The 15939-nt window shown below is 64.3% G+C and carries 19 protein-coding genes; 6 read left to right on the top strand and 13 right to left on the bottom strand.

Annotated features, from left to right (window positions below; genetic code table 11):
* Nucleotides 1-10: 10 nt before the first annotated feature.
* Entirely contained in the window at nucleotides 11-1444 is a 1434-nt protein-coding gene (locus tag VEI45_RS24455) for a FadR/GntR family transcriptional regulator (RefSeq protein WP_324857098.1), read from the top strand.
* Nucleotides 1445-1451: 7 nt separating this feature from the next.
* On the opposite strand, the gene VEI45_RS24450 is transcribed toward VEI45_RS24455, so the two are convergent.
* The 12 genes from VEI45_RS24450 to VEI45_RS24400 form a co-directional block, all read right to left on the bottom strand.
* The gene (locus tag VEI45_RS24450) at nucleotides 1452-3002 is read right to left on the bottom strand and encodes an aldehyde dehydrogenase family protein (protein WP_324857097.1); all 1551 of its coding nucleotides are present in this window, start codon (nucleotides 3000-3002) and stop codon (nucleotides 1452-1454) included.
* Nucleotides 3003-3102: 100 nt separating this feature from the next.
* Nucleotides 3103-3360 (bottom strand): HypC/HybG/HupF family hydrogenase formation chaperone, encoded by a 258-nt coding sequence (locus VEI45_RS24445; RefSeq protein WP_324857096.1) that lies wholly within the window; start codon nucleotides 3358-3360, stop codon nucleotides 3103-3105.
* A 3-nt stretch (nucleotides 3361-3363) separates the two neighbouring features.
* Nucleotides 3364-3861, bottom strand: a complete 498-nt coding sequence (locus VEI45_RS24440) for a hydrogenase maturation protease (RefSeq protein WP_324857095.1) — start codon at nucleotides 3859-3861, stop codon at nucleotides 3364-3366.
* A 19-nt stretch (nucleotides 3862-3880) separates the two neighbouring features.
* Nucleotides 3881-4000 carry a DUF6893 family small protein gene (locus tag VEI45_RS26545; protein ID WP_414687580.1) on the bottom strand — a complete coding sequence of 40 codons (120 nt, stop codon included), beginning with the start codon at nucleotides 3998-4000 and terminating at the stop codon, nucleotides 3881-3883.
* Complete coding sequence (locus VEI45_RS24435) at nucleotides 3988-5361, bottom strand: hypothetical protein (protein ID WP_324857094.1); 1374 nt, start codon at nucleotides 5359-5361, stop codon at nucleotides 3988-3990. Before VEI45_RS24435 ends, VEI45_RS26545 begins: the two co-directional genes overlap by 13 nt.
* Nucleotides 5358-6005 (bottom strand): DUF6084 family protein, encoded by a 648-nt coding sequence (locus VEI45_RS24430; RefSeq protein ID WP_324857093.1) that lies wholly within the window; start codon nucleotides 6003-6005, stop codon nucleotides 5358-5360. Before VEI45_RS24430 ends, VEI45_RS24435 begins: the two co-directional genes overlap by 4 nt.
* A complete protein-coding gene (locus VEI45_RS24425) occupies nucleotides 6002-6637 on the bottom strand; it encodes a DUF5947 family protein (protein WP_324857092.1) in 636 nt (211 codons plus the stop codon). Before VEI45_RS24425 ends, VEI45_RS24430 begins: the two co-directional genes overlap by 4 nt.
* Nucleotides 6634-7593: a NifU family protein gene (locus VEI45_RS24420; protein WP_324857091.1), complete on the bottom strand. Its 960-nt coding sequence runs from the start codon at nucleotides 7591-7593 to the stop codon at nucleotides 6634-6636. The genes VEI45_RS24425 and VEI45_RS24420 overlap by 4 nt, the downstream gene beginning before the upstream one ends.
* A gap of 3 nt (nucleotides 7594-7596) precedes the next feature.
* Nucleotides 7597-9396 carry a nickel-dependent hydrogenase large subunit gene (locus VEI45_RS24415; protein ID WP_324857090.1) on the bottom strand — a complete coding sequence of 600 codons (1800 nt, stop codon included), beginning with the start codon at nucleotides 9394-9396 and terminating at the stop codon, nucleotides 7597-7599.
* A 43-nt stretch (nucleotides 9397-9439) separates the two neighbouring features.
* Nucleotides 9440-10495 (bottom strand): hydrogenase expression protein HypE, encoded by a 1056-nt coding sequence (locus VEI45_RS24410; RefSeq protein ID WP_324857089.1) that lies wholly within the window; start codon nucleotides 10493-10495, stop codon nucleotides 9440-9442.
* Between the two features lie 334 nt (nucleotides 10496-10829).
* Nucleotides 10830-11618 (bottom strand): hydrogenase nickel incorporation protein HypB, encoded by a 789-nt coding sequence (gene hypB / locus VEI45_RS24405; protein WP_324857088.1) that lies wholly within the window; start codon nucleotides 11616-11618, stop codon nucleotides 10830-10832.
* A gap of 23 nt (nucleotides 11619-11641) precedes the next feature.
* Entirely contained in the window at nucleotides 11642-11977 is a 336-nt protein-coding gene (locus VEI45_RS24400; protein WP_324857087.1) for a hydrogenase maturation nickel metallochaperone HypA, read from the bottom strand.
* Between the two features lie 183 nt (nucleotides 11978-12160).
* On the opposite strand from VEI45_RS24400, the gene VEI45_RS24395 reads away from it, so the two are divergent.
* The 4 genes from VEI45_RS24395 to VEI45_RS24380 all read left to right on the top strand — a co-directional run bounded on the left by VEI45_RS24395 (nucleotide 12161) and on the right by VEI45_RS24380 (nucleotide 13982).
* A complete protein-coding gene (locus VEI45_RS24395; protein ID WP_324857086.1) occupies nucleotides 12161-12520 on the top strand; it encodes a carboxymuconolactone decarboxylase family protein in 360 nt (119 codons plus the stop codon).
* A 29-nt stretch (nucleotides 12521-12549) separates the two neighbouring features.
* A complete protein-coding gene (locus VEI45_RS24390; protein WP_324857085.1) occupies nucleotides 12550-12819 on the top strand; it encodes a metal-sensitive transcriptional regulator in 270 nt (89 codons plus the stop codon).
* A 35-nt stretch (nucleotides 12820-12854) separates the two neighbouring features.
* Nucleotides 12855-13259, top strand: coding sequence for a DUF302 domain-containing protein (locus tag VEI45_RS24385; protein ID WP_324857084.1), 405 nt, complete (start codon nucleotides 12855-12857; stop codon nucleotides 13257-13259).
* 201 nt (nucleotides 13260-13460) lie between these two features.
* A complete protein-coding gene (locus tag VEI45_RS24380; RefSeq protein WP_414687579.1) occupies nucleotides 13461-13982 on the top strand; it encodes a homocitrate synthase in 522 nt (173 codons plus the stop codon).
* Nucleotides 13983-14039: 57 nt separating this feature from the next.
* Here the strand turns inward: VEI45_RS24380 and VEI45_RS24375 are convergent, their stop codons facing one another.
* On the bottom strand, nucleotides 14040-15524 hold the full coding sequence (locus VEI45_RS24375; RefSeq protein WP_324857083.1) for a cytochrome P450: 1485 nt from the start codon (nucleotides 15522-15524) through the stop codon (nucleotides 14040-14042).
* A gap of 151 nt (nucleotides 15525-15675) precedes the next feature.
* Here VEI45_RS24375 and VEI45_RS24370 point away from each other — a divergent pair.
* Nucleotides 15676-15939: helix-turn-helix domain-containing protein (locus VEI45_RS24370; protein ID WP_324857112.1), on the top strand; the 264-nt coding region annotated here is incomplete at its 3' end.

The following is a 15939-nucleotide window of genomic DNA, read 5'->3' as shown; positions in this document are numbered from 1 at the left end:
GCAATTGAGCGTGCAAGCTCGTTCGCAGGTCGGAGCCGGTACTGACGCCGAGCACCGGTCGGATAAACGAGCTTCGCACATCGCACGTCGCATCGAGGCCGACATCATTCGGCGGGGTTGGCCGATCGGCCAATCATTGGGCTCCGAGCAGGCGCTGCAACAGCGTTACCGGGTGAGCCGATCTGTGCTACGCGAAGCCGTCCGGCTGGTCGAGCACCACCAAGTCGCGCGCATGCGCCGCGGGCCCAACGGTGGACTGCTCGTCTGCGAGCCCGACGCCGCGCCGGCAACTCACGCCATCATCATCTATTTGGAATACCTGGGTACCACGATCGGTGACCTGCTGGATGCGCGGCTGCTGCTGGAGCCGTTGGCAGCGTCGCTTGCCGCAGAACAGATCGACGAAGCCGGCATCGACCGCCTGCGTGCTGTGCTGCGCGCCGATGAGCTGCGTGACGAGTTCCATGCAGCACTGGCCGAGCAGTCCAAAAACCCGGTGCTGCAACTCTTTATCGACATCCTGATGCGATTGACCGTTCGGTATGCGCAAGATTCGCGGCTGGACTCCGCCCGTGATGCCCTTGAGGCAATCGACCGGAGGCATCAGGAACACGCCGATATCGTCGCGGCGGTCACCGCGGGCGACTCGGCGCGGGCCAAGACACTGAGCGAGCGGCACGCGGAATCGGTGACGGCGTGGCTACAAGATCACCAGCCTCCCGGGCGAGCGGGCAACCCGCGCGGACTGGACCGCGAGGCGCCGCGCGGGAAGCTCGCCGAGGTGTTGGCGACTGCTATCCGCGACGACATCGTCACCAGTGGCCGTCAGATCGGCGAGGTCTTCGGGACCGAAGTCGCGCTGCTGGAACGTTATCGAGTGAGCCGGTCGGTGCTGCGAGAGGCGGTGCGGCTGCTGGAATACCATGCCGTAGCGAAGATGCGTCGCGGACCCGGCGGTGGGCTGGTGGTGGCAGAACCGCAGGCGCAGGCCAGCATTGACACCATCGCGCTGTATCTGCAATACCGCAAGCCTCATGGCGAAGATCTGCGGTTGGTGCGCGACGCCATCGAGATCGATAACGTCGCAAAGGTTGTCAAACGCCGAGACGCGCCGGATGTGCGTGCCTTCCTGGACACCCATCGGCTGATCATCGAGGAAGCCGGCGACGATCTGCGCAAGGCGGGTATGGAGGAGTTCCTGTTCCATACCGGATTGGCTCAGCTGGCCGGTAATGCGGTGCTGGACTTGTTCTTACGGATCATCGTGGAGGTGTTCCGCCGGCACTGGAGCACTGCCAAGCAGCCGATCCCGAGCCACAGCGATCTCGTCGACGTGCAGCGCGCTCACCTGCGCATCATCGAGGCGATCGCCGATGGCGACGACAGTCTCGCGCGTTACCGCACTCGTCGCCACTTGGACGCCACCGCGTCGTGGTGGTTGTAATTCGGCGTCAGCGTCCGAGTCGCCGCCGCCAGTCTCTGGCCGATGTCATCCGGAGCATGGCGGCGATGGCTTTGCCCTTCTTCCGGCTGTAGGGATACCAGATCGGCTCTTTCTTCATCGCAACCCGCTCGGCCACAATGCTCTTGGTTCGACAGAATTTGCGGATCCCGTCGGCCCCGCCGTTGCGGGAACCCAGCCCTGATTCGTTCCAACCTTCCATCGGTACCTGGATGTCGCTGGTGATGACGTTGTTGATGTTCACCGTTCCGGTGTTCATCTTGCGTGCCAACGCCATCCCTTTGTTTTTGTCTCGTGTCCAGACGCTGCCGGACAAACCCAATTCGGAGTCGTTCGCCTTCTCCATCGCCTCGGCAACGTCGTGAACCTTCATGATCGGCAATGTGGGCCCGAAGGTCTCCTCCCGCATGCACTTCATCCCGTGGTCGACGTCGACCAGCACTGTCGGCTGGTAAAACAGTCCCTCAGTGGCGGGGTCACTCGACTTGCCGCCGACCAGCACCCTCGCGCCCTTGCTGACGGCGTCGTCGACGTGGCTGGACACAATGGCGAGTTGTTGTTCGGTGGTCATCGACCCGATCTCGCAGGAATAGTCGTGCTTGGCGTCCATGCCTTGGCGGAGCCGGGACGTTTTGACCACCACCTTGCTGACGAACTCGTCGTACACCGGCTCCTCGACGTAGCACCGCTCGACCGATATGCAGACTTGGCCGGTGAGGGCGAATGCGCCCCATACCGCGCCGTCGGCGGCCCGGTCGATGTCGGCGTCGGCGCAGACGATCATCGCGTCTTTGCCGCCGAGCTCTAGGCTGCACGGGATCAGTCGCTGCGCGGCCGCGACGGCGATGCGACGCCCGGTGTTGACCGAACCGGTGAACATCACGCAGTCCACCAGATCGACCAATGCGGCTCCGGTTTGGCCGAACCCGTACACGGCGTCGAGCACGTCCGGTGCACCGATCTGCTTCCACCCGTCGACCGCCATCCGCCACACCAGCGGGGTGAATTCCGAGGGCTTGGACAGCACCGCGCAGCCGGCCATCAAGGCGGCCGAAATGTCGACCAGCGGCACCGACAGCGGTCCGTTCCACGGTGTGATGATTCCGACGAGCGGATAGGGCTGGTAGGCAATGGTCAGCTTCTTAGCAATGCTGGCCGCGCCGTACGGGCGAACGGTCTGGTCGGCGAGGAAATCGGCTGCGTTGTCGATCCAGTAATTGATCATCTGGACGCCGGCGATTTCTATGTTGGCGTCGCCCCAGGACTTGCCCGTTTCGAGTTGTAGCAGCGTCAACAATTCGTCGGTGTGGTCGATCAGCCAGTCACGCCACTTGCCCAGCCACTGCGCGCGGGCATCGACGCCCATTTGTTGCCACCCCGGCTGCGCCGCGCGCAGCCGGGCAGCTACCGTCTCGACCTCAACCGATGTCGCCACCGGGACGCGGCCGACCAGTTTTCCGGTGGCCGGGCAGGTGACCACCACTTCATGGGGGACATCCGATTTCGGCGGGCTCGCCGGATCCGCTGTGTCTGTGGTCATTGCCATCACCTCAGCCGAATGAGAATGAGCATGGCGTTTGCCAGCTGGCAAAAACGCTACGTTGTTCCGACAAGTTGGACAATCACTCCGCAAATCTAGATCAGTTGATGCCCTCCGGCTCGCCGCCGCCAGAGCCCATCAGCTTCAGACCGGCCATCGCCTCCTCGGCGCCGGCCTTGTCGGTCTTCTCCACCACGAAGCCCATGTGGATGATCACCCAGTCGCCCGGCGCGAACGTCTCCTCCGGCAGCATGCCGACGTTGACCTTGCGATGCTCACCGACGACGTCAACGAGCGCGACTTGGTCGTTGTAGCCGTCGAGCATCCGGACGACTTGGCCGGGAATCCCCAGACACATCGGTCAAACCTCTCCTAGCCGAGCTTCGTCTTCGGCGCGCAACATCGCGACCGTCGATTCGACCGCCCGCACCGCTTCCGGGACCGCCGCTTGGACGGGCTCACTCAAGCCCATTCCGTCGGCGACATCGGCGACTTCGCATCCCACCACGATGGTCCGCGGGGCAGTCCCACCCAGGGCGCGAAGACTCGCGAACACCGTCGCAGGATCCATGCCGTGCGCGTCCAGACCCACTGGGGAATCCGGTGATTGATGATCGACCTCGAATACGTGCACCGTGCCGGGCGAGCCACGGTCGGGGATCGCGTCGACGAGCACCAGTGCATCCCAGTTCTCGAGCAGGTCGTAGGCCAGATGCATACCACGGATGCCGTAATCGGTGGCGCGGACCCCGTCGGAGGAGTCGACCCGGTCAAAGACATGAGGCAGCACCTCGGAGCCGAAGCCGTCGTCGCCGAGGAATATGTTGCCGATGCCGGCTACCAGGATGCGAGAGGCCATACCGCCGCGGTCGAATCCACTACATGTGCCGCATCCTCAGGTAGCGCCGGGCATCTGGAAGGTTTACCAGGCCCAGCACCACTGCCGAGAACGCGATCAGTCCAAGGATACCGATGAACACCCACCCTACGATCTCCATGTCGAATTCCTTTCCGTGGTGGTGGTTTCGAGCGGTTCGACTTCGTCGGGTGCGAAGTACAGGTAGCGGCCGTACCACTCGTGCAGGTCGGCGGCCGGATCGTCGTCGACCACGACGCCGACGTGCTGGTTGCCGTCGACGTCTTCGTGCACCGAGGTGACCCGAGCGGTCTTGCCGGAGAAAAACAAGTCTTGCGCGTCGGCACGACGACCCGGATGCAACCGCACCCGACTGCCCCGCGACACCCGCACACCGTTCACCAGCACCGCATCGATATCCGGTCGAACAGCGTTGTCGGCCAGCGGATCCCACCATTGCACGCCATCGGGTATCTCCGGGATCAGACCCGGCTCGCCGGCCGGCGCGCCCAGGTGGGGATCGCGCAAGACGCCGTGCAGGCGCTGCATCGCCTCGGGCGACATGGCATCGCAGCGGTCGATGATCTGCGCGGCCAGCGGGTCGGTGGCGCGGGCCTGCGCCTTCTCGTCGTCGGTCATGGTCATCACCCGCAGGGTCAGGATCTCATCGATTTCGGTGGAGTCGTAGAGCGCGCCCTCACTCTGTTCGGCGATTTCGGGGTGGTCGTACAGAATGATCGGCGACACCAGCAGCAGGTCGCTGTCATCGGGCGGACCGGCCAATACTGGGAAGCAGCGGTGCTGGCGGCACTCGGGAGCCGCGGCTGCTGCGCGATCAGGTGGGTCCAGCAGCGAAATGAACTCACCGCCAACGGCTTCTGCGATGACATGGGTGCCGATCAGAGACCTGGCGATGGCCCACTCTTTCCCGGCATACTCGACGTTCGGGGCGGTGTTGCGCACCGTGACGGTGACGCGGCTCAGGCCGGAGAGGGACCTGTCGCCTTCGACGCCGAGGGTCAGCTCACCCAGGATGGCCTCTCTGGTCCGCACCAGCCGGCCGCCGTCAACCGGTTCGATATCGCTGCTCGGCGGCGCCGTGATCGGTAGCGTCCATTGCCGGGCTGGACCGGCGAAATCAAAAGGCCCGAAAGGCAATTCAACTTCGACGGCCTCATCCCAGCTAAGCCATGACCCGGAAGGCGTAGTCAGTTCATCGACCGACTCGTAGCGCCGGTATCCGGTGTTGCGCTCAGCGGCGCGGTGCTGCAATTGCAGGAACCGCACGACCAGCTTGATGCCGTCCGCGCCGTCGACGAGGAACTGCGCCGAGAGGCTATCATCCTCGCCGATGCCCGCGTCAGCAGCGCCGGGTGGACCTAAAACCCCGAATTGCCAACGTGCTTGATTCTTACGCGACGATGCGCGATACGGGTACAGCAGATAACCTTCGTAGAGCACCGCGTCGGCGATGGCACGGGCCCGGTCCCAATTCGCGCTCACCGGACCTCCTCGCGAGCATGGGCCAGTAACTCAGTGACCGCGTCGTCGAGGCCTAAGAGTCCGCGCGCCGACTTGTACGCGCTCAGAGCCGCCACCGTGTCGTGGCCCAGGCGCACCCATCCGCTGCTGGGGTAGTGTTGCTGGATCAGGTCCTGCCACACCGACACCGGCATGTCGTAGCGGCCCTCGCAGTCCCACGGTACTTGCTGGACCGAGAACCCGCGCTGGCCTGCCGTGAAAATCGTTCCGCTGAACAGGAACTGCAGCGGCACCAGGCCGTCACGCAGCGCGTGCAGATACTTGGCCGCCGTCACCTCAAAGTCATACGTGCATTCCAGTGGCAGCGAGACCTCGCATGCGCCGGTGAATCCCGGGACCATCGCGGCGGCGTGCTGCCAGAGGAAGGTGTGCTGGGTAGTTGCCCAACGTTCCCGCGGTCCGAACAGGTCGGTCAGTCCGGCGGCCTCGCCGTCGGAATAGCCGCGCCGCAATGGGTCGATGCGGACCTGACATCGCAGCGCGATCGCGTGCACCGGTTGGTCGCCGGGTACCGAGACAGCGATGCGCGCGGTCAGCATTGGCGTGATCGCGTACGGCTCGGGGGCCACGTCGACAACGGTGAACGAGGTGCCGGGGGTGGTCATCGTTGCTCCATACTGCGTTCGGCGAGTGCGGTGAAGAAGTCGTCGATGAACTCGCGAGCCTCCTGGCCACCGTCGAAACCGCGCCACCGCGTCCGCAGTCCGCCGACGAACTCATAGCAGGCATCGATCGGGACCAGGTAACACTCGGGCGCTCCGTCGGCTTCTGCATCATTGGGCACGCGCACCAGCAGCGCCTCGACGTCGTCAGCGAGCAGCCCGACCCTCGGTTCGGCGGCGCTGATCGCGCTCCAGGCGTTGAGGTCGAGTTCGGATTCGGTTGCGCCGGCCGGCCCCGGGTAGAAGCCGACAGTCCGATCCAGCGCCGAGTTGCGGAAGAAGAACGCCAAGCCGACCGGGATCTGCAACGCTTCCCAGGTCCGGCGATCGAGCGCGAAGTCGGGAAATAACAGATACCGGTCCGGGACCGCGCGATAGCGCAGCTCCGCGTGGCTGTCGATGAACAGCAGATAGCAGCCGCGGCAGACGCACATCAATTGCCGCCCAGCCACATTCACCACGTGTTGGTGGGCGTCGGCGATCGACTCCGAGCACATCTCGCAGCGCTGTCCGGTCGGCTCCGGCCCGCGCCGGTTTCCGGTGATGCGTGCCAGCACATCGTAAGGGGTGGTCATGCGGGCGTGCCCATCGGTTCGGCCGGCACCGCGAGGGACAGCACACCTTCGCGCCGCAGCAGTGGGATGGGATCGAGGTGGCGCTCGGCGCCACTGTCCTCACTGTCTAGCCCGTCGAGGCCCGCCCCGGCATGCACGACATCGAAATGCGCGTGACAGCGCGGACATCGCAGGACCGGATCGCCGCCGCCGACTCGTCGATGCAGTGCCGCACCGGCCAGCGATCCATCACAGGCAGGGCAGTGATCACGGTAGGCGTACAACTGGTCGCCGACCCGGCAGGCCAGCACCACAACGCCGCCGACCGAGAAGCCGCCGACTTCGCCGGAAGCCAGGTCGGCCAGGTCGGGCACCTGGTGCCAGATCGAGCCGCCGCCGTTGGACGTCCCCCTGGAATGAACCTGAACGAGCAGCGATTCGGCCGGGATCACCGTTGAGTTGGGGGCGGCACCGGCTTCGGACGCCACCACTTCAATCGACGAAACCTCCGGCGCGGCAGCCCTAATCGCGTCCTCGACCGCCAACTCCAGCGTCACCGCCGACGACGGGCAACTCTTACAGCTGCCTTCGAATTGAAGTTGCACGGTGTCGCCGACGATGTCGAGCAGATGCACATCCCCGCCGTGCGAGCCCAGGTAGGGCCGGACCCGATCGAGTGCGTCAGAAACCCGTCGCCGCACGTCGTGCGGATGCAGGCCGTGGACGAGCAGCAGGCTGGCCACCAAGTCGTCGGCGACCAGGCGGTCCAGCATGCCCGGATCCGCCCGATCGCCGAGCGCCGCGAGGATTCGCGACAGGCCCGCGCCGTAGAGGTCGACTACCTCGCGGACCAGCTGCTCGGCGCGCTCACGCGCGGCCACCCCGCCGGCCGCCGTCGCGTCCAGCAGCGTCTGGATCCGATCGCCCGCCGAGCGCCACTGCGCGTCCCCCTGCAACTCCTCGGGGCGATCAGCCATGCATCACTCCCCGGTCGCCGTTTGGGTCGGCGAGTGCAGCCGCTCCACTGTCTTGCCCTTGCCGAGATACATGTGCACGCCACAGGGCAGGCACGGGTCGAAGCTACGCACCGTACGCATGATGTCGATGCCCTTGAAGTGCTCCCGGTCGTTCTCCTCGAAGATCGGCTGGCCCTGCACCGCGTCCTCGTAGGGCCCCGGCGTGCCGAAGCTGTCACGCGGGTTCGCATTCCACGGGGTGGGCGGGTACGGGTGATAGTTGGCGATCTTGCCGTCGCGAATCACCATGTGGTGGCTCAACACTCCGCGCACCGCCTCGGTGAAGCCGCAGCCGATGCCCTCCTTGGGCACGTCGAACTTCTCCCAGGTCTTGGTGCGGCCGGCCCGGATTTCGCCCAGCGCCTGCTCGCAGAAGTGCAGACCGCATGCCGCGGCGTAGGCCTGGAAGTAGGTCCGCGCCCGGTCGCGCTCGATGGTGTTGGACCCGTGCTGGGGGATCTTCCACTCGAACTCGACCGGGCCCTTGAGGGCGGTCTTGGGCAGGTTGATCTGCACGCTGTGACCGGTGGACTTGACGTAGCCGATGTCGACCAGGCCGGCCAGGGCGGTCGCCCATAGCCGGGCCAGCGGACCGCCGCCGGTGTCCAGGGCCAGGTGGTCCTTGCCGTCGAACCAGCGCGGCGACATCACCCAGCTGTAGTTGCCGCCGTCCATGTCCCGCTTTTGCGGATGCGGGTTGGTGTGTTGGTTCCACGGGTGGCGGCGGTCGACCGAATTGCCCAACGGGTCGGTCTTGACGAACATCTCCTGATCGGTCCAGTCGTCGTAATACGAACTGCCCAAAAGGATCCGGATGCCCAGGTTGATGTCGACCAGTGAGTGTGTCACCAGCTTGCCGTCGACCACCACGCCCGGTGTGACGAACATGGCGTTGCCCCACCGCTCCATGTCCTTGTAGTCGAAGTTGCACACCTCGGGGTCCTGGAAGGAGCCCCAGCAGCCCAACAGGGTGCGGCGCAGACCGACCTTCTCGTAACCGGGGATCGCCTCGTAGAAGAAGTCGAAGAGATCGTCGTGCATGGGCACGACCTTCTTCATGAACTCGACGTAGCGCATCAGCCGGCTCATGTAGTCGGTCATCAATTGGATGGTCGCTACAGTGCCGACCCCGCCGGGGTACAGCGTGGACGGGTGCACATGCCTGCCCTCCATGAGGCAGAACATCTCCCGCGTCCAGCGGCTGACCTGCAGCGCTTCCCGGTAGTGGTCGCCGCTGAACGGGTTGAGCGACCGCATGATGTCGGCGATGGTCTTGTACCCGTGCGCGTCGGCATGCGGAGCCGGGGTGTTCTCGGCCCTGGCCAGCACACCGGGGTTGGTCTCGGAAACCATCTTTTCGCAGAAGTCCACGCCGACCAGGTTCTCCTGGAAGATGTTGTGGTCGAACATGTATTCCGCGGCTTCGCCGAGGTTGACGATCCACTCGCCCAGGTGCGGCGGCTTGACCCCGTAGGCCATGTTCTGCGTGTAACACGAGCACGTGCAGTGGTTGTCACCGCAGATGCCGCAGATGCGGCTGGTGATGAAATGCGCGTCGCGGGGATCCTTGCCCCGCATGAACAACGAGTAACCACGGAAGATGGACGAGGTGCTGTGACACTCGACCACTTCGCGGTTCTCGAAGTCGATCTTGGTGTAGATGCCGAGGCTGCCCACGATCCGGGTGATCGGATCCCAGGCCATTTCGACTAGTTGGCCGGGCTCGCGCTTCGCGTGGGACGGCTCGGGGATGATCGTTGTCATCGAACTTAGCTCCCTATCTTCAGCTGAGATGTCGCGTCGCGCCTTACCAGGTGCGGCGTGCGCCCGTGGTCAGTTTGTCGCCCTTGTGCCGCCACTTCGGCTCTTTGTCGACGGTGCGTGCGGTAATGCCGCGCAGGTTGCGGATCATCGACCCGTACAGGCCCGACGCGGTGCTAGAGATCTTGCCGCCGGGGGGCTCGTCCATAAACGGCATGAACTTGTCCGGGAACCCGGGCATCGTGCAGCCGATGCAGATGCCGCCAACGTTCGGGCAGCCGCCGATACCGTTGATCCAGCCACGCTTGGGCACATTGCATTTGACCACTGGGCCCCAACAACCCAGCTTGACAATGCATTTCGGCGATCCGTACTCGGTGGCGAAATCGCCCTGCTCGTAGTAACCGGCTCGGTCACAACCCTCGTGTACGGTGTTGCCGAACAGCCACTTTGGCCGCAGTGCATCGTCGAGCGGGATCATCGGTGCCTGCCCGGTGGCCATGTAGAGCAGGTAGGTCAGCGTCTCGGCAAGGTTGTCCGGGTGAATCGGGCAGCCCGGAACGCAAACGATCGGGATCCCGGCCTTGCTCTTCCATTGCCAGCCCAGGTAGTCGGGTACGCCCATTGCACCTGTCGGGTTACCGGACATCGCGTGCAGCCCGCCGTAGGTGGCGCAGGTCCCGACGGCGACCACCGCGGTCGCCTTGGGGGCGAGTCGGTCGAGCCACTCGCTGGTGGTCATCGGCTGCCCAGTGGCCGGGTTGTTGCCGAACCCGCACCAGTACCCCTCGCTCTTGATTGCCTCGTTGGGAATCGAACCCTCCACGACGAGCACGAACGGTTCGAGCTCACCGCGGTCGGCCTTGAAGAACCATTCGAGGAAATCGTCCGCCCCACCGGTGGGGCCGCATTCGAAGTCGATCAGCGGCCAGTGCACGGCGACCTTGGGCAGTCCGGGGAGCGCGCCCAGCGCAATCTCCTCGACACTGGGTTGGGTAGCGGCAGTCAGCGCCACCGAATCGCCGTCACAACTGAGACCCGCATTGATCCATAGAACATGGATCAATGTTTCTTCCGCTTTGACTGCTGCTTCTGTTGGCATACCGCAGCTTTCCGGGGCCCGGGCTTTAGGCCCCTGACACCGCGGGAGTCGACGGTCGGCACGCTTATGCGGCGCTATTTTCTGGGTCTACTCTCGCCGAACTGCCTTGTCAACGATGTTCTGGCAAATCCGGAGAGGTCGTACGGGTTTCCGGATTCTGGCCTGATTGCGTCGAGTCCCGGCGTATTCTTTTGCGTTCGATCGCCGTCGGGGCCGTCAGTGGGCCGTGCCGATCAGCAACACCGAACCGTCTTGCGAATGAATTGCATGTGTTGCCATTCAACCGATTTCCCGCTGCGCGTCTCGCCGAGCGCAGGGGGACGCCACCGAGCCCTCAGGTCGCCGAGGCTGCCATGAACCGTCGCAGCCAACCGAACCAAGCGGACATCCCGGCGCCGGTGCGGGCGCTGACCGGCAAAACCGTCGCCGTCGGGTTGACCTCGCGGACGCGGGCCGTATAGGAGTCGACGTCGACGTCCAAATAAGGGACCAGGTCGATCTTGTTGAGCAGCACGACGTCCACGGCGCGGAACATCACCGGGTACTTGAGTGGCTTGTCGTCACCCTCGGTGACCGAATAGACCATGGCCTTGGCGTGCTCGCCGACGTCAAACTCTGCCGGGCACACCAGATTTCCGACGTTTTCGATGATCACCAGGTCCAGTTGGGCTAGATCCAGTCCCTGCAGCGCGCGGTTGACCATGGGTGCGTCGAGATGACATTCGCCACCGAACCCGTTGCCGGTGTTGAGTAGGGATATCTGAGCGCCCCGGCCACCGAGCTTGGTCGCATCGAGGTCGGTGGCGATGTCGCCTTCGATCACCCCGACGGCCAACTCGCCGGCGAGTTCGTCGAGTGTCGCGCCCAGCACCGTCGTCTTGCCTGAGCCGGGTGAACTCATCAAGTTCAATGCGCGAATGCCGTTGCTTTCAAAAGCTTTTCGGTTGTAGTCGGCGCGGATGTCATTTTCGGCAAAGATCGACTCGAGTACGTCGATGCGCTGTGAGCCGGTCTGGTAGCCGCTGTGGTCCCCATGGTCGTGATGCTCGTGGCCGTGTTCCCCGTGGTCCGAGTGGTCGTGGGAGTGCACCGTGCCGTCGTCGTGTCGATGAAACCTGCCCATGCGCTCTACCTTTCACCGGCCCTTTACGAAACGTCCAGCGAAGTCACCAGGAACTCGTCACCGCGCAGCACCTCGACATCGGCGCTCTCGCAATGCTCACACAGCAGCGCCCACTGCGAAGTGATCGTCGAATGTTGGCCACACGAACGGCACTGCACCTCGGCGGTGACGAACTCGAGCTCCAGCTCGGCGTCGGGCATGTCCTCATGGTCGCGCACCAGCGTCCAACAGAACGTCAGCGACTCGGGCACTACCTGTCGCAGCGCGCCGATCTTGACGCGGACGATGTCGACATGGCGACCGTCGGCGTACGGTCTGACCACCCCGGCGATCGCTTGGCACAGCGACAGCTCATGCATGGCGAGTCACCACTGCGGCGCACTGAGCCATGAGCCGCGCCGACGACCATGCAGAACGAAGCGATGAGGAGGAGTGGCGCCCATTAGCACCGTTCTACACCTCGCGACCCGTGAGCGGCGCATCTCTCGCCGCGTCGAGCCGGGCAGCTTGTCCTAAAATACCCCCGGGGGTATGATGCCATCATGACCGATCACAATCACCACGAGGTACTCAACACACTCAGTCCGCAGCATCGCGCGTTGCGCAAGATGATCCCGGACGTCTATCGCGGATTCGGAGAGCTGAGCCATGCAGCGCTGGCGCCGGGCGCACTCGACACGAAATTCAAAGAGCTGATCGCGCTGACGATCGGCGTAGTGCATGGGTGTGACGGCTGCATCGCATCGCACGCCCATGGCGCTGTGCGCGCCGGAGCGACCAGGGAAGAGGCGGCCGAGGCGATCGGGGTCAGCATTCTGATGATGGGGGGGCCGGCCACCATCTATGGGGCTCGCGCCTACGACGCGTTCTGCGAGTTCGCGGACGTCGCCGCGACCGCGTAATCATGCACCTGAATAGCTAAGGAGATGTCATGGTCGGTGATGAAGACAGTATCGCCGCGGTGCTAAACCGACTGCGGCGTGCGCAAGGGCAGCTCGCCGGAGTGATCTCCATGATCGAACAGGGCCGAGATTGCAAGGACGTGGTCACGCAATTGGCCGCTGTCTCCCGCGCACTGGATCGCGCCGGATTCAAGATCGTCGCGACCGGGCTTCGTGAGTGTCTCAGCGGCGCGGGCCGCGAGGGCGTTGCGCCGCTGACCGAGTCGGAGTTGGAAAAGTTGTTCCTTGCGCTCGCGTAGCAATAGGCGAAGGAAGACTCGGGAAGGAGTCGATCATGGGTATCGCGCTGTCGACGACCCTGCACACGTCGTTCGAAGATGCGGTCGAGCGGATTCGGAACGCACTCGCGGACAAGGGATTTGGTGTGCTGACTGAGGTTGACATGAAGGCGACACTGAAGGCCAAGCTTGACGTAAACATGGAGGACTATCTCATCCTTGGTGCGTGCAACCCGCAGTTCGCTCACGAAGCGGTCGATGTGTACCGGCAGATCGGCGTGCTGATGCCGTGCAACGTTGTGGTGCGCAAAGACCCCGACTCGCCGGACCGCGTCATCGTTGACGCGATGGACCCGCGGCTGATGGTCGAGGTGACCAGGGAGCCCGGGTTGGATCGCATCGCCGACGAGGTGAGGGGACTGCTCCAGGAGGCCCTCAACGAGGCAGCCAACGAAACCTAGCTCGGCGACTTGGTCCGATGCCGCCCTAATGAAGTTGCATGAGCCGCCGATCAGCGTCTACTCTCGGCGATCGTGCGGTGCCTTTTTGGTCTTCTCGTAGTAGCCAGTACCCGCAGCGGGGTCTGATCCAGACCGACCCCCCGCTGTGGGTCGGAAGCTACTACCTGTCGGTCACCACTTCAGACCAGAGAAGACCGGCACATGACAATCACCGACCTGAGATTTTCGAGTGGCGCCGAGACGGCGCCCGCTCCACCCGAATCGCCATCCATCCGCTTTGACGGGATTGCGCTACCGCGGGGAATCCGGGAGAACGCCGACACCATGTCGTGGAGCACTTTCACCGCCACCTACGCTCCCAGCGCCGGACCATTGCGTTTGGGCCAATGGGAATGCACTGACAGCGAGCGCCCCGCGACCCGGTTGGGTTCGCAGGCCCAAACATTCCGGGCCACGCTGGGGTTTGGCGATCGCGTCGAAACCGCGACCGCTACGGCGACAGGCCCGGTTGCCGCGCTGACCGCGATGCTCTACGACCATGGCATCGCGGTGGAGATGTTGCGGTTTCATCAGCTGCGGTCAGAGGACACGACCGCGACCTTCATCCAGGGCAGCGACGGCTGCCGGGCCGAGTGGGCGATGGGCTGGTCGGAGGACCCGACGCAGTCGGCGCTGTGCGCGGTCATTGCCTGCGCTAACCGGCTGTATGCGGATCTCACGTGAGCAGACGCAAAAGCCCCCGACACGCCGAGGCGTGAGGGGCTTTTGCGTCTGCTCGCGCTAGAGGGGGCGCAGCACGATCGGCATCCCGTCCATCGGGACCGGCATGCCGGCGTAATCCCACTTCGCCTGGTATCCCGCGCGGGGCAACTCAAGCCGGTAGCGGCGCAGCAGCCGGTGCAGGATCGTCTTGATCTCCAGCTGGCCGAACACCATCCCGATGCACTTGTGCGCGCCGCCGCCGAACGGCGTGAACGCATACCGATGCTTCTTGTGCTCGCTGCGCGGTTCGGTAAACCGCTCGGGATCGAACTTCAGCGGATCCGTCCAGATCTCCGGCAGCCGATGGTTCATGCCCGGATAGGCCCATACGTTGGTGCCGGCGGGCAGGTAGTAGCCCAGCAGCTCGGTGTCGCGCACGGTCTGACGCATGGCCCACTGCACCGGAGTCACCAGGCGGATCGACTCGTTCATCACCAGGTCCAGCGACTCCAACTTCTCCAGCGACTCGATGTCCAGCGGGCCGTCGCCGAGGCGATCCGATTCGTCGCGGCAGCGCTGCTGCCATTCCGGGTGGGCGGCCAGGTGGTAGGCCATGGTCGTCGCGGTCGACGTCGAGGTGTCGTGCGCGGCCATCATGACAAAGATCATGTGGCTGACGATGTCCTCGTCGGAGAACCGGTTGCCGTCCTCGTCCTCGGTCTGGCACAACACCGTCAGCAGGTCGTTGCCCTCCTTGCCGCGGCGCTCCTTGACCCGTTCTGCGAAGTAGTTCTCCAGCAGCTCACGCGCTTTGAGGCCACGCCACCAGGTGAACGGCGGCACGCTGCTGCGGATGATCGCATTGCCGGCGCGCGTGGTCGTCGTGAAGGCTTTGTTGACCTTGGTCACCAGCTCATGGTCGGTGCCCGGTTCGTGGCCCATGAACACCATCGAAGCAACGTCCAGGGTGAGCTCCTTCATCGCCGGATAGAGAAGGAAGCGAGCATCGTTGACCACCCAGTCGTTCGCCACCACTTGGGACACAACTTTGTCCATCTGCTCGACATAGCCGACGAGCCGGGAGCGTACGAACGCCTCCTGCATGATCCGCCGGTGGAACATGTGCTCGTCGAAATCCAGCAGCATCAGGCCGCGGCGGAAGAACGGCCCGATCATCTGGACCCAGCCCTGCTGTGAGTAGTCCTTGTTGCGGTTGGAGTAGACGATCTGGGCTGCGTCGGGACCCAGCGCCGCGACCACCGGCAAGACCGGCGAGTCGCCGAATACGACCGGACCCTTGGTTCGGTACATGAACATCAGGTAGTCGGGTCCGCCGCGCATCCCCTCGATGATGTGGCCGAGGATCGGCAGCCCCCGATCGCCGACGACCGGCTTGAGCCCGCTGCCCGGCGGCGGGTCGGCGAGCTTCTTCGGCGGGAATTCAATCTGCAGAAGCCGGCGTTCGACTGCACCCATGCCGGGGAAATGGGTGAATGACGGGGTCAGCCGGCGCTTGGCCTGATCGAGCAGGTAGTTCGGGGTGCTGATGGTCGCCTTCGACACTTCTGACGTTCCTCCCTCGACGGCTGCGGTGAGCGTAGACCGGCATCAACCTGCGTTGTGGCAGACGTCACCAGTTGCCATCCTGAGATGAAACTTGACGGCTGTCAAGTTTCCTTTTGGGCGTGGCGTGGTGCAAGGTCGAAGGGTGCGCATCGAGCAGGAGGCCGGCAGGGCGGCTGACCCAGGCGCGGTAGTGCCGGTGCCGCGCCGACGGGGCGATCGGCAGCGACAGGCCATTGTGCAAGCGGTGCGTGAACTGCTCGAGGAGCGACCGTTCGCCCAGTTGTCGGTGAGCACGATCAGTGACCGCGCGGGGGTGGCCCGTTCGGGCTTCTACTTCTACTTCGACTCGAAATACGCGGTGCTGGCTCAGATCCTCGCCGACGCGACACACGAACTCGAAGAGTTGACGGAG

The organism is Mycobacterium sp. (assembly GCF_035623875.1).
In the GTDB taxonomy this organism is placed as follows: domain Bacteria; phylum Actinomycetota; class Actinomycetes; order Mycobacteriales; family Mycobacteriaceae; genus Mycobacterium.
Note: the sequence above shows the minus strand (reverse complement) of the source record. Positions and strands in the feature narration are given on the sequence as shown.

Bases quoted from the DNA above. Each gene is read 5' to 3' on its own strand.
- VEI45_RS24450 (WP_324857097.1), bottom strand. From the start codon at position 3,002: ATGACCACAGACACAGCGGATCCGGCGAGCCCGCCGAAATCGGATGTC.
- VEI45_RS24445 (WP_324857096.1), bottom strand. From the start codon at position 3,360: ATGTGTCTGGGGATTCCCGGCCAAGTCGTCCGGATGCTCGACGGCTAC.
- VEI45_RS24440 (WP_324857095.1), bottom strand. From the start codon at position 3,861: ATGGCCTCTCGCATCCTGGTAGCCGGCATCGGCAACATATTCCTCGGC.
- VEI45_RS26545 (WP_414687580.1), bottom strand. From the start codon at position 4,000: ATGGAGATCGTAGGGTGGGTGTTCATCGGTATCCTTGGACTGATCGCG.
- VEI45_RS24430 (WP_324857093.1), bottom strand. From the start codon at position 6,005: ATGACCACCCCCGGCACCTCGTTCACCGTTGTCGACGTGGCCCCCGAG.
- VEI45_RS24425 (WP_324857092.1), bottom strand. From the start codon at position 6,637: ATGACCACCCCTTACGATGTGCTGGCACGCATCACCGGAAACCGGCGC.
- VEI45_RS24420 (WP_324857091.1), bottom strand. From the start codon at position 7,593: ATGGCTGATCGCCCCGAGGAGTTGCAGGGGGACGCGCAGTGGCGCTCG.
- VEI45_RS24415 (WP_324857090.1), bottom strand. From the start codon at position 9,396: ATGACAACGATCATCCCCGAGCCGTCCCACGCGAAGCGCGAGCCCGGC.
- VEI45_RS24410 (WP_324857089.1), bottom strand. From the start codon at position 10,495: ATGCCAACAGAAGCAGCAGTCAAAGCGGAAGAAACATTGATCCATGTT.
- hypB (WP_324857088.1), bottom strand. From the start codon at position 11,618: ATGGGCAGGTTTCATCGACACGACGACGGCACGGTGCACTCCCACGAC.
- VEI45_RS24400 (WP_324857087.1), bottom strand. From the start codon at position 11,977: ATGCATGAGCTGTCGCTGTGCCAAGCGATCGCCGGGGTGGTCAGACCG.
- VEI45_RS24395 (WP_324857086.1), top strand. From the start codon at position 12,161: ATGACCGATCACAATCACCACGAGGTACTCAACACACTCAGTCCGCAG.
- VEI45_RS24390 (WP_324857085.1), top strand. From the start codon at position 12,550: ATGGTCGGTGATGAAGACAGTATCGCCGCGGTGCTAAACCGACTGCGG.
- VEI45_RS24385 (WP_324857084.1), top strand. From the start codon at position 12,855: ATGGGTATCGCGCTGTCGACGACCCTGCACACGTCGTTCGAAGATGCG.
- VEI45_RS24380 (WP_414687579.1), top strand. From the start codon at position 13,461: ATGACAATCACCGACCTGAGATTTTCGAGTGGCGCCGAGACGGCGCCC.